The organism is Gordonia sesuvii, assembly GCF_036350415.1.
Classification (GTDB): Bacteria; Actinomycetota; Actinomycetes; order Mycobacteriales; family Mycobacteriaceae; genus Gordonia; species Gordonia sesuvii.
In genome coordinates this window covers 18,635-30,873 of record NZ_JAZDUF010000010.1, presented here as the reverse complement: position 1 = coordinate 30,873, position 12,239 = coordinate 18,635, and the positions used below count along the sequence as shown (strand labels likewise).

Annotated in this window: 12 protein-coding genes; 11 read left to right on the top strand and 1 reads right to left on the bottom strand. The window is 69.6% G+C overall.

What is annotated here, in order from left to right; translation table 11 throughout:
• Positions 1-111: 111 nt before the first annotated feature.
• The 3 genes from nadB to VZC37_RS23700 all read left to right on the top strand — a co-directional run bounded on the left by nadB (position 112) and on the right by VZC37_RS23700 (position 2,738).
• The gene (gene nadB / locus VZC37_RS23710) at positions 112-1,758 is read left to right on the top strand and encodes an L-aspartate oxidase (RefSeq protein WP_330436444.1); all 1,647 of its coding nucleotides are present in this window, start codon (positions 112-114) and stop codon (positions 1,756-1,758) included.
• A gap of 84 nt (positions 1,759-1,842) precedes the next feature.
• The gene (locus VZC37_RS23705) at positions 1,843-2,298 is read left to right on the top strand and encodes an alpha/beta fold hydrolase (RefSeq protein ID WP_330436443.1); all 456 of its coding nucleotides are present in this window, start codon (positions 1,843-1,845) and stop codon (positions 2,296-2,298) included.
• Positions 2,295-2,738, top strand: coding sequence for an alpha/beta fold hydrolase (locus tag VZC37_RS23700; protein ID WP_330436441.1), 444 nt, complete (start codon positions 2,295-2,297; stop codon positions 2,736-2,738). The genes VZC37_RS23705 and VZC37_RS23700 overlap by 4 nt, the downstream gene beginning before the upstream one ends.
• Before the next feature lie 480 nt (positions 2,739-3,218).
• On the opposite strand, the gene VZC37_RS23695 is transcribed toward VZC37_RS23700, so the two are convergent.
• Positions 3,219-3,389, bottom strand: coding sequence for a hypothetical protein (locus VZC37_RS23695; protein ID WP_330436439.1), 171 nt, complete (start codon positions 3,387-3,389; stop codon positions 3,219-3,221).
• A gap of 76 nt (positions 3,390-3,465) precedes the next feature.
• On the opposite strand from VZC37_RS23695, the gene VZC37_RS23690 reads away from it, so the two are divergent.
• From VZC37_RS23690 to VZC37_RS23655, 8 genes are all read left to right on the top strand, one after another.
• Positions 3,466-3,957 (top strand): hypothetical protein, encoded by a 492-nt coding sequence (locus VZC37_RS23690; protein WP_330436437.1) that lies wholly within the window; start codon positions 3,466-3,468, stop codon positions 3,955-3,957.
• A gap of 118 nt (positions 3,958-4,075) precedes the next feature.
• Positions 4,076-4,387 (top strand): metal-sensitive transcriptional regulator, encoded by a 312-nt coding sequence (locus VZC37_RS23685; RefSeq protein ID WP_330436435.1) that lies wholly within the window; start codon positions 4,076-4,078, stop codon positions 4,385-4,387.
• Positions 4,388-4,481: 94 nt separating this feature from the next.
• Entirely contained in the window at positions 4,482-4,685 is a 204-nt protein-coding gene (locus tag VZC37_RS23680) for a heavy-metal-associated domain-containing protein (RefSeq protein ID WP_330436433.1), read from the top strand.
• Positions 4,682-4,822, top strand: a complete 141-nt coding sequence (locus VZC37_RS23675; RefSeq protein WP_330436432.1) for a hypothetical protein — start codon at positions 4,682-4,684, stop codon at positions 4,820-4,822. The genes VZC37_RS23680 and VZC37_RS23675 overlap by 4 nt, the downstream gene beginning before the upstream one ends.
• A 6-nt stretch (positions 4,823-4,828) precedes the next feature.
• On the top strand, positions 4,829-7,108 hold the full coding sequence (locus VZC37_RS23670) for a heavy metal translocating P-type ATPase (RefSeq protein ID WP_330436430.1): 2,280 nt from the start codon (positions 4,829-4,831) through the stop codon (positions 7,106-7,108).
• Between the two features lie 217 nt (positions 7,109-7,325).
• A complete protein-coding gene (locus VZC37_RS23665; RefSeq protein ID WP_330436429.1) occupies positions 7,326-8,801 on the top strand; it encodes an FAD-binding protein in 1,476 nt (491 codons plus the stop codon).
• Positions 8,802-8,853: 52 nt separating this feature from the next.
• On the top strand, positions 8,854-10,431 hold the full coding sequence (locus VZC37_RS23660) for a molybdopterin-dependent oxidoreductase (protein ID WP_330436427.1): 1,578 nt from the start codon (positions 8,854-8,856) through the stop codon (positions 10,429-10,431).
• Positions 10,432-10,639: 208 nt separating this feature from the next.
• Complete coding sequence (locus VZC37_RS23655) at positions 10,640-12,145, top strand: alpha/beta hydrolase family protein (protein WP_330436426.1); 1,506 nt, start codon at positions 10,640-10,642, stop codon at positions 12,143-12,145.
• The last annotated feature ends 94 nt before the right edge of the window (positions 12,146-12,239 follow it).

The following is a 12,239-nucleotide window of genomic DNA, read 5'->3' as shown; positions in this document are numbered from 1 at the left end:
TCGCTCCTCAGCGATCGGGTGAACGGGTAGAGTCGGGTTTTCGACTGGGAATCGAAAACAGGGGTGCGGCGTTGGACCGACCGCACAGCCCGTCTCCCGAGAGGTGTGACCATGAGCGATCGTCTGCGGCGGCCGAACGCGTGGACCGACGAGTCGCGGGCCGACCTGGTCGTGATCGGGGCCGGGGTGGCCGGACTGACCGCAGCGCTGTCGGCGGCCGAGGCGGGACTGCGGGTCGTCGTGCTGAACAAGGGACCGGCGTGGCGCGACGATCTCGTCGAACAGCCGACCGCCACCTTCTACGCCCAGGGTGGGATCGCTGTGGTCGACCCCACCGTCGCCGAGGACACCGTCGACCTGCATCTCTCCGACACCGTCGCTGCCGGTGCCGGCCTCACCGACCCGCTCACCACCCGCCCGATCCTGGCCGACGGATGGTCGGCGGTGTCAGAGCTGATGGTGCGCGGTGCCGAGTTCGACCGCGCCGCTGACGGTTCGATGGCCCGGACCCGCGAGGGAGGCCACTCGGTTCGTCGCATCGTGCACGCCGGCGGCGACGCGACGGGTGCGCAGGTGCAACGCGCACTCACCAGCCGTCTGCGGGCGGCGGCGACGCAGCTACCGATCATCTGCCACGACGAGACCGTGGCGACCGAGGTGCTGATGTCCGACGGGCAGACCGTCGGTGTCGCGACACGGAGCCGGGGACGCGACCGGGTCATCTACGCGCCGTCGGTGCTGCTCGCGACCGGCGGAAGCGGACACCTGTACGCCGCGACCACCAATCCAGCCGGCGCCACCGCCGACGGCATCGCGCTGGCGCTGCGGGCCGGGGCGGTCGTCGCCGACATGGAGTTCATACAGTTCCACCCGACGATGCTCTACGTTCCCGGCGCCCGGGGGCGGCGGACGCTGATCAGTGAGGCCGTCCGAGGCGAGGGCGGGCGCCTCGTCGACGCGGCCGGGCGGTCGGTGACCGCCGGCGTCCATCCGCTGGGCGATCTGGCGCCCCGCGACGTCGTCGCCAACGCCGTCGAGGCCCGGCTCGCCGAGACCGGCGACGCGTGTGTGTATCTCGACGTGCGGTCGGTCCCGGGGTTCGTGGAGCGCTTCCCGACGGTCACCGCAGGCGTCGTCGCGGCCGGACTCGATCTCGAGGACGGTCTCATCCCGGTCGTCCCCGGCGCGCACTACCTATGCGGCGGTGTGCTCACCGACGTCGACGGCCGGACCGTCGTGCCCGGCCTGCTGGCGGCGGGCGAGGTCGCTCGAACCGGCTTGCACGGGGGCAATCGCCTGGCCTCCAACAGCCTGCTGGAAGGACTCGTCATGGGTCGTCGGGCGGCAGCGGTCGCGGTCACACGCGCCGACCGGCCGATCGCCGAGACCGCACCCTCGACCGTCCTGCCCGCACCGGTTCTTCATCGAGAGGTGTTGCAGGACAGTATGTCCCGTTCGGTGGCATTACGTCGCGATGCGACCGGACTGGCCACCGTCGCCGACCTCCTGCGCACTGCCCCGCTTCGGGCGCCGGACATCGTGAGCGACGTCGAGGACGCGGCACTGACCCTGACCGCCGGCGTGGTGGTCGCGGCGGCCACCGCCCGCACCGAGTCGCGTGGGTGTCACACCCGGACAGATCATCCCGGCACCGACACCACGGCGCACAGCCGATGCTTCGGATTGGTCGACGGTGGGATCGTCGAATGCGTGGGAGCCGAATCACTGCCAGTCCGGGAGCTCGCGGGGCAGTCCTGATCGGGAGCCACACGACGACTCGCTGGCCCGACGACTTCGCGCATTTCACCGGAGAGCGCACAGCGCGAGGTAACGTCGGCCACCATGACCGCGCCCGAACGGATCGACGTCGACCTCGGTCACATCCGGCTCCATGCGCTGTGCTGGGGGGACCCCGAGGGGCCGCTGGCGATCTGTCTGCACGGCTTCCCCGATTCCGCTTGGACCTGGCGGTATCTCGGGCCGGTACTGGCTGAGGCGGGGTACCGGGTGGTGGCGCCGTTCACGCGAGGTTATGCGCCGTCCGACATCCCGGACGACGGTGATTTCCACGTCGCCGCACTCGCATATGACGCGCTGGCGCTGCATCACGCGCTCGGTGGCGACGGGCGTGCCGTCCTGATCGGCCACGACTGGGGCGCGATGACGGTCAACGCCATCGCCGCGCGCACCGATGATCGGTTCCGGCGCCTCGTCGCGCTCGCCGTCCCGCCGATCGCCGTGATCCGGCGGCAACCGCTGCGTGGCGGGTGCGTCTGCTGCCGCGACAGATGGCGATGAGCGGGTATATCGGCTTCAACCTGCTCCCGGTGCTGCCGGAACGTCTGCTCGACCGCGTCATCCCGATGTTGTGGCGTCGGTGGGGGCCACCGCCGGCCGGCGAGGACATCGCCAACGCGCTGGCCGCGGTGCCGACGCCGGCCCATCGCGCGGCGGCGCTCGGGTACTACCGGGCGCCGGTGCGGGGGCGGGTGTCGGCCCGGTACGCCGACGACGCCACCGCGTGGCTGCGTCCGCCCGTCTCGCCTATCCTCTACCTGCACGGCGACGCCGACGGTTGCATGCGGCCGGAGTTCGCCAACCGGCTGGTCGACTTCCTGCCCGCGGGAAGCGAGGTGGCGCAGGTGCCGTCGGCGGGGCACTTTCTGCATCTCGACCAACCCGACCCCGTGCATCGCCGCATCCTCGATCACTTCGCCGACGACGACTCGCCCGCCTGACCGCACCTTTGCGCCGTGTCTCTAGCGGTGACGCCCGGGTTCTTCGTACACTTGCCGCCGGGGAGGGCACTGAGCGGTCACGGGGCGCTGTCGGGGGCGTCACATGGCGGGTGCTGCGTGGTACACACACGCGTGCCCGGAGCCGGTTCGTGATCGAGCATCGTATGCGCGTCGTGCGCGAAGGAGTGACCGTATGAACGGCGAAGGCTGCTGGTCGACGGTCGTGTGTACGCCAGCCGAGCGTGCCGCGTTGGGTCTCACCGGCCAGTCGGAATGGCTGCTGCACTGCCGCCTCGCGGCCGGTCACGGTGGCAACCACGCGACAGACGCGAGTACCCATCCGCGGGTCGACCGCCGACTGTGGTTGGAGTGGAACGACTTCGACGATCACGCGCAGTCGCTCATCGAACGGAACCCGTGCACCGCCCGCTCTCCGCAGGGGGCCGGTTGCCTGTTCTATGAAGGCCACGGTGGGGGTCACTACTTCGCCCCGTCCAACGGCCACACACCGGCCGCCGCACCTGCGCCACCGCGCGGGGCCGCACCGTCGACCGGACGACGACCCGCCGGGCCCGCTGCCACGACCCCGCCACCTCGCAACAGCCCGCCACCCTCGAACATGCCGCCCCCGAACCCCCAGCCTCCGAACACCCCGCCATCGAACGCGCCGCGGCCGACTCCACCGGGAGGCCGCGAGCCCCGTCCGGCAGCCCCGAGGTCCGGACCGATGCCGCAGCAACAGCAACGTCCGGTCCGGCCCCGTCCCCCCGAGGCCACCGGGAGTGTCCCGCGTGGCGTGCCGCCGCAGCCGGTTGCCGCCGGCGCGACGGGAGCGCCCGGCGGCTATCGGCTCGGTCGCCGGTCCACGAACGCCGAACCGCCCGCCGACCAGGGGGCGCGTTCGATCAGCCGACATCGCCTCCCCGATCCAGAGGAGGCCGCCACCGCGCCGCCCCCGCCCGCTCCCGCACAGCCTGCCCCGGCGCAGCCCGCACCTGTTCTGCCCCCACCACCGACTGTCCCCGCAGGTCAGGGCTCCGGTGCTCACGGCGGCGGGGCTCAGGGTGCCCCGGGTGCGGGTGCGTCCGGGGAAGAGGTATCCGGGTCTGCGCCGCGGCCCGACGCCGAGATCGCCGCGGCCCTGCGTGACGTCGCCGCAGCACTCGAGCAACTCGCCGCCGCGGTGCGCCGATCCGGTGGTCGCACGCCGGGCCCGTAGGGTCGTCGGAACCGGTCGCCCTCACGTAAGCCACAAGCCCTCGTCAGAGGCTGTGTCGGCCACGTCCGCCCACCATGTACCCTAGGGGGGTACCGGTATACGAAGGGTGGCGCGGCCAATGGAACAGACCGAGCACGTCGAACAGAGTCAGCACGGCTACATCGGCCGCAAGGACGACTACCTCCGACGGCTACGCCGTATCGAGGGGCAGGCGCGGGGACTGCAACGCATGGTCGACGACGAGGCCTACTGCATCGACATCCTCACGCAGGTGTCGGCGATGACCAAAGCCTTGCAGGCCGTTGGCCTCGGCCTCCTCGAGGAGCACATGAACCACTGTGTCGTACACGCGGCACAGGAGAGCGACGCCGCCGGCCGGGAGAAGGTCGACGAGGCCATGGCCGCCATCACTCGACTCGTCAAGTCCTGACGAGTTTCCGTTCTGCGAAAAAGACTCGACAACAAGCTGTTTCGGCAGACTCCGGCACACCGGATTCCGCCGACCGATCCAAGGAGGTTCGACGATGACCACCGCCACCTACACCGTCACCGGAATGACCTGCGGCCACTGCGTGGCATCCGTCCGCGAGGAGATCGAGGCCATCGCAGGTGTCCGCAGCGTTGACGTCGCGCTCGACACCGGCGCGGTGCAGGTGACCAGTGACCGATCGATCGACCTCGCCGAGGTGACCGCCGCGGTCACCGAGGCGGGCTACGAGTTGGCATGAGCCCCGCTTACCGGGTCGGCGGATTCCTGGCCGCCATGGCCGTCGTCTTCGCCCTGTCGTTCGGGGTCGGCCGCGTGGTCGATCCCGTCGACAGCCCGCCGCCGGCGCCCCCGACCCATCAGCAGCACGCGGAGTAGACCGACATGACCGTTGGCATCGAGCACGCCGACTTCGACATCGACGGGATGACCTGCGCGTCCTGCGCGAACCGAATCGAGCGCAAACTCAACAAGCTCGACGGAGTGCGGGCGTCGGTGAACTACGCGACCGAACAAGCACACGTCGAGTATCCGTCGACGATCGACCGGTCGGCGCTCATCGCCGTGGTCCGCGACGCCGGCTACGACGTCGCGCCCGACCGGTCCGGCCCGGAGACCGATGACGTGAATGGGTCGGACGCCGGTGTGGACCCGGAACTCGATGCTCTACGGCAACGGCTCGTCATCTCGGCGGTGCTGAGCGCACCGGTGATCGCGTTGGCGATGATCCCGGCGTGGCAGTTCACCTACTGGCAGTGGCTCTCGCTCACCCTCGCCGCGCCCGTGGTGGTGTGGGGTGGCTACCCCTTCCATCGGGCGGCATGGATCAACCTGCGGCACGGCGCCACGACGATGGACACCTTGGTGTCGATGGGGACGCTCGCCGCGTTCGCGTGGTCGCTGTATGCGCTCTTCCTGGGTACCGCAGGCGAACCGGGCATGAGCCACGGCTTCGACCTCATCGCAACCCGCGGCGAGGGGACCGGCAACATCTACCTCGAGGCCGCAGCCGGCGTCACCACCTTCCTGCTGGCCGGACGCTACTTCGAGAAACGTGCCAAACGCCGGGCCGGCGACGCCCTGCGTGCCCTGATGGATCTCGGTGCGAAGGACGTCGCGGTGCTCGTCGACGGCCGCGAACGACGTGTCCCGGTGGCCGATCTCGCCGTCGGAGACCAGTTCGTCGTCCGCCCCGGCGAGAAGATCGCCACCGACGGCGTCGTCGTCGACGGCGTCTCGGCGGTCGACGCGTCGATCATCACCGGTGAATCGGTCCCGGTCGAGGTCACCGCCGGCGACGAGGTCACCGGCGGCACGATGAATGCGGCGGGACGGCTGGTGGTCCGCGCCGGTCGCGTGGGCGCCGACACCGCACTCGCGCAGATGGCGAAGATGGTCGCCGACGCGCAGGCCGGCAAGACCGACGCCCAGCGCCTCGCCGACCGGATCTCCGCGTTCTTCGTGCCCGCGGTCATCACCATCGCCGTTGCGACACTGGGGTTCTGGCTCGGAAGCGCCGGCGCCGGCGGAGATTCGAGCGACGTGGCCATGGCCTTCACCGCGGCGGTCGCGGTGCTCATCATCGCCTGCCCGTGCGCGCTTGGCCTCGCCACACCGACCGCGCTGATGGTCGGGACCGGACGCGGAGCGCAACTCGGGATCCTGCTCAAGGGCCCCGAGGTCCTCGAGTCCACCCGACGCATCGACACGATCGTGCTGGACAAGACCGGCACCGTCACCACCGGCGAGATGAAGCTACGTTCCGTGGTCGCCGGCACCGAACCCGACGACCCGCCGGCTGATCGGGTGTTGCGCATGGCGGCGGCGGCCGAGTCGGGTTCCGAACACCCGATCGGCGCCGCGATCGTCGTGGCCGCACGCGAGACATCCGAACGCGAAACAACGGCACCGTTACCCACCGCGCACGGCTTCCGCGCCGTCGAGGGCAGCGGCGTGAGCGCCGACGTCGATGGCGTGCGAGTGGCGGTGGCCAAACCGGCGTCGTGCGGACAACTCCCGGCGGCACTGGCCGGTGCCGTCGACGACGCGCACACCGAGGGTGCGACCGCAGTCGTCGTGACCTTCGACGACCGGCCGGTCGGGGTGCTCGTCGTCGGGGACACCGTCAAGCACTCGTCGGCAGCGGCAATCGCCGAGTTCCGTCGGATGGGGCTGACCCCGGTGCTGCTCACCGGCGACAATTCCGGCGCGGCCGAACACGTCGCCCGTGCGGTCGGCATCGACCGGGTCATCGCCGAGGTGGACCCGGCCCAGAAGGTGGCGGCGATCGAGCAACTGCAGCGTGAGGGCCGCACGGTCGCGATGGCCGGGGACGGGGTCAACGATGCCGGCGCGCTCGTCGCGGCCGATCTCGGGTTGGCGATGGGGACGGGTACGGACGTCGCGATCGCGGCCGGTGATCTGACGGTGGTCAGCGGTGATCTGTGGGCGGTGGTCGATGCGATCCGTCTCGCGCGCCGCACTCTCGGGACCATCAAGGGAAACCTGTTCTGGGCGTTCGCCTACAACGTCGCCGCGATCCCGGTCGCGGCCGCCGGCCTGCTCAACCCCATGCTCGCGGGTGCGGCCATGGCGTTGTCGTCGGTCTTCGTGGTGGCCAACAGCCTGCGATTGCGGCGGTTCCGGGCGCATCCGCGTTTGTGATCCTTGTTGCGGCCCTTCGTGACCCTTCGTGACGCTCGCAAGCTCGCTCCTCAGGGACCGGGGTGGTGGCGCTCGCAGGGCGGCCACCAGTTCCCTGAGGAGACCCGGAGCTTGCGAGCGACACCTTCCGCTGCCTGAGGAGCGAGCTTGCGAGCGTCACGAAGGCCATCTCACCCGGAACTAGAACAAGTTCTAGTTCATCGTCTACTCTGTGGCCATGGCAGGAGCGGAGATCCCGGAGACCATCGTGCTGGAGTCGGTGCCAGAGTTCTCCGACGACGTGGATGTGCTGGTCATCGGGTGTGGAATCGCGGGTGGGAGTGCCGCGGTGGAGGCGGCCGCGGCCGGCGCGAAGGTCCTCGTCCTCGAACGGGCGGCGGCGGCCGGCGGCACCACATGCATGGCCGGCGGACACTTCTACCTCGGCGGCGGAACGGCGGTCCAGCAGGCCACCGGCCACGACGACAGCCCCGAGGAGATGGAGAAGTACCTCACCGCGGTCTCGCGTGAACCCGAACCCGAGAAGATCCACGCGTACTGCGTCGACAGCGTCGAACACTTCAACTGGCTCGAGGCCCTCGGCTTCAGTTTCGAGCGCAGCTTCTACCCGGAGAAGGCGGTCATCCAGCCGCAGACGCAAGGACTGATGTTCACCGGCAACGAGAAGGTGTGGCCGTTCAAGGACATCGCGACACCGGCGCCGCGCGGACACAAGGTCCCCGTCCCCGGTGACACCGGCGGCGCGTCGATGGTCGTCGACCTGCTGGTCAAACGGCTCGCCGAACTCGGCGCCGAACTTCGGTACGAGACGGGTGCCCGGCAGCTCGTCGTCGACGACACCGGACGGGTCGTCGGCGCCTCTTGGCGTCGACCGGGCGCGGAAGGGGTGATCCGCGCACGGTCGGTGGTCATCGCCGCCGGCGGCTTCGTGATGAACGAACAGATGGTCGCCGAGCACGTCCCGCACGTCGCGGAGAAGCCGTTCACCCTCGGCAGCACCTACGACGACGGGCTGGGCATCCGGCTGGGCGCATCGGTGGGTGCCGCGCTCAAACACATGGACCAGGCCTTCGTCACCGCGCCGATCTATCCGCCGAGCATCCTGCTGACCGGCATCGTCGTCAACAAGAACGGCGACCGCTTCGTCGCCGAGGACTCGTACCATTCGCGGACCTCGGGATTCGTGATGGATCAACCGGATTCGGCCGCGTACCTGATCGTCGACGAAGCGCACATGCAGCGACCCGAGGTCCCGCTGATCAAGCTGATCGACGGATGGGAGACCGTCGCCGAGATGGAGTCGGACCTCGGTATCCCCGAGGGGCGGCTGCAGAAGACCCTCGCCGACTACAACGCCAACGCCGCGAACGGCGAGGACCCCGATTTCCACAAGGCGGCGGAGTTCCTGGCCCCACAGGATCACGGACCGTGGGGTGCCTTCGACCTCAGTCTCGGCAAGGCGATGTACTCCTGCTTCACCATCGGCGGAATGGCGACATCTCTCGATGCCGAGGTCCTCGCCGACGACGGCTCCCCGATCCCCGGCCTCTACGCCGCCGGCGCGTGCGCCGCAAACCTCGCGCAGGACGGCAAAGGCTACGCCAGCGGCACCCAGCTCGGCGAGGGTTCGTACTTCGGCCGTCGAGCCGGCCGGCACGCCGCTTCACGCGCGGAGGTTGTGACCGAAGGGTGACGTCCCGGCGGGACTGCCACCGGACACCGAATCGCTGCGGTATCAAGGGGATATGACCCCCGACGTCCGAACCCGCGGCCACACCCTGGCCGCCGCCCTCGCCGGTCTGGTCGCCGTCGGCGCCGGACTCGCGGTCGGGGAATTGGTCGCAGCCCTGATCGACCCCGCCGCATCGCCGTACTTCGCGGTCGGCGCCGCCGTCGTCGACCACGCACCGACCGTCGGACGCGAGTTCGCCATCGGCACATTCGGCACCGCCGACAAACCGGCGCTCTACATCGGGATGGGCGTGCTGATCGCGATCATCGCCGCCGGTTGCGGCATCGCCGAACGCCGCCGTCCACCGCTCGGTGCGGCGATCATCGTCGTGTTCGGTGCGATCGGGGTGCTGGCCGCGCTCGATCGTCCCGATTCCCGCTGGACATTCGTCCTTCCGTCGGTGCTCGGGGCGGCGGTGGCCGTCGTCGTGCTGCGGATGTTGGTCGGCCTGCTCGCCCCTTCGGATCCGAAGGACCCGGTCGGCGTCGACGCGGTGAGCCCACCGGACGACGCGACCCCGTCGCAGGGTGTCGGCCGGCGATTCGTGCTCGCCGCCGGTGGCGTCGCCGCACTCGCCGTCGTCGTCGGCACGGTGGGGCGTCGGATGCTGGCCGACACCGCGCGCACGGTCGCCGACCGCACCCGCATCGTCCTGCCGACTCCGCGGTCCGCCGCGCCGCCCGTCCCGTCGGGTGCGGATCTCGACCTCCCGGGAGCGACGCCGTTCGTCACCGCCAACGACGACTTCTACCGGATCGACACGGCGCTGCAGGTCCCCAACCTCACCACCGACGACTGGTCGTTGCGTATCCACGGCCTGGTCGACAACGAGATCCGCATCGGGTGGGACGAACTGATCGCGATGCCCATGACCGAACGACTCGTCACGTTGACCTGTGTGTCCAATGACGTCGGCGGCGACCTCATCGACAACGCGCGCTGGCTGGGCGTACCGATGAAGACCTTGCTCGATCGTGCCGGTGTGCAGCCGGGTGCGGACATGCTGCTGTCCACCAGTTCGGACGGATGGACATGTGGCACACCGCTTTCCGCAGTCACTGACGGGCGTGACGCGCTGCTCGTCGTCGGTATGAACGGCGAACCACTGCCGGTCGAACACGGCTTCCCGGTCCGGCAGGTCGTGCCCGGGCTGTACGGCTATGTGTCGGCGACGAAGTGGGTGGTCGACTGGGAGCTGACCCGGTTCGCCGACGCCGAGGCGTATTGGACGACGCGTGGCTGGTCGGCGCTGGGGCCGATCAAACTGGCGTCGCGCATCGATCGGCCCACCGATGCGCGGCAGTCGTCGGGCGAGGTCGTCCTGGCCGGAACGGCATGGGCCCAGCACACCGGTGTCGCCGCAGTCGACGTCCGCATCGACGAAGGGCCTTGGCAGCCCGCGGAACTCGCCACCGAGTATTCGGTCGACACGTGGCGTCAGTGGCGATTCGTGTGGTCGGCGACGCCAGGCGACCACACCGTCGAATGCCGGGCGACCGATCAGAACGGCCAGCAGCAGGTGGAGGCCTACGCGGCTCCGATCCCCGACGGTGCGACCGGACTCGACTCCCGGATCTACACCATCGACTGAACGCTCGACCAAAGCGCTGCCGACCGGGCGTCGCGCCGATACACTTCTGCGAATTCGACCGGGCGGGGCCGACCGAAACAGGTCGCGGCGGATAACGATCCAGCCTGCGACACCGATACGGGAGGGAAAGCCGGGCGACGTCCGGCTCGGCGGAGGGGACGGTCGCATGGCGGCATCCGGCACGGCATCAGCAGCTCACTCGGGGTCGATGACCCGTATACGACGGACGCGCAGGACGGCCGCACTGGCGGTGCTACCTCTCGTGGCCGTGCTCGGGGTCGCGCTGTCGGCGCCGCCGTCAGTTGCTGCCGCCGCGGAGAGCGAGCCGGAATCGCCGGTGGTGATCACCGATCCGACGACGTGGTATCCGCAGATCGTGCGCTCGAAACCGACGTGGCTGCCGGCCGATCTCGGCCAGGACACGACCGTCATCCTCGTTCCCGGAAGCGGCGACCGTCAATCGGTCGGGCAACGGGTGCGCACAGCGGGCATCGGCTTCTATGACGACCCGGCCACCGGCGAGTCGTACGATCCGACGATCGTGCCCGTCGTCTATCCCGCCGCGATCGGCTTCCGGCTCTTCGGCCGCGTCGTGTCGGTCAACGACACCGGCGTCACCTACAACGACTCGGTGGATGCCGGAACCATCGCGGGCGTCGACGACGCGCTCCGCGCGTGGGAGGAGCGCGGACGCACCGGGACCATCCTCGTGAACGGCTACTCGCAGAGCGGGCCGGTTGCGATGAACATCGCCTACGAACTGCATCGCGCATATGCCGCGGGCGATCCCGACGCGATCCCGGACGAGAACGTCGTCGTGGTCATCGGCGGCGACACCCGGTTCCCGCACACCGGGATCGAGACGGTCGTGCCCAGCTTCATCCCCGGGATCTACACCAACGGCGAACGTGACCCGGCGAGCACCGGCGACATCGAGGTCATCTCCTACTGCGTGCGCGGCGACTACATCTGCGGTCTCGGCAATCCCCTCGCCCACCCGTTCGAGACGATCTTCTATCTGCTCCCCGGAACGATCGTGCACGCGGTGCTCGGTGACCGGGTCAACCAATACGAGGTCGTCGACGAGTGGGAGGACGGCAACACGACATACGTCATCCTCGACGGCGGAAACCCGTGGGGCATGATGCTGCGGGCGTTGGGTGTCCCGGTGCCGACCGAGGTCGACGACGTGCTGAGCGCACTGGTCGAGGTCCCGATGCCGGGCCGCGAGAGCACGTTGCGTGGATATCCGATCCCGACACCACGGGACGTACAGGTGTGGCTCTACGAGCAACTCGGCGCGACCGTGCCGGTCACCGATCCCGACGTCCTCGACGCGCGTGCGGAGGATTCGGATTCGGCCGAGGATTCAGGGCCGGCCTCCGCGACGAATGGCGTCACCGCCGCGGCGACATCGAGCACCACCTCGACGCCGGGCACGGCTCCCACCTCGACGGCACCGCCCACGACGACGGAACTCACGACCCCGGACACGACGAGCGACGACGATTCCCCGGAGCCTGGGCGACCCGATGAATCGGCCGACGAATCATCCGCCACGAGCCCGGAGCCCACGGAAGTCCCGACCGCCGACGAATCAGCTCCCGACGATGATTCGGATCCCGACGATGTTTCGGATCCCGACGACGACTCGGATCCCGCCGCCGAGGACACCGAGGGCGTGGCCACCCCCGAGAGCACACCTGGACAGTAGACTGGACAGATGTCTATTTCTCATAGAACATGTTCCGTCAAGGGTTGAGTGACCAATCCGACTGATCGGACCCTTGCGCGTGACCTCGTGCTAT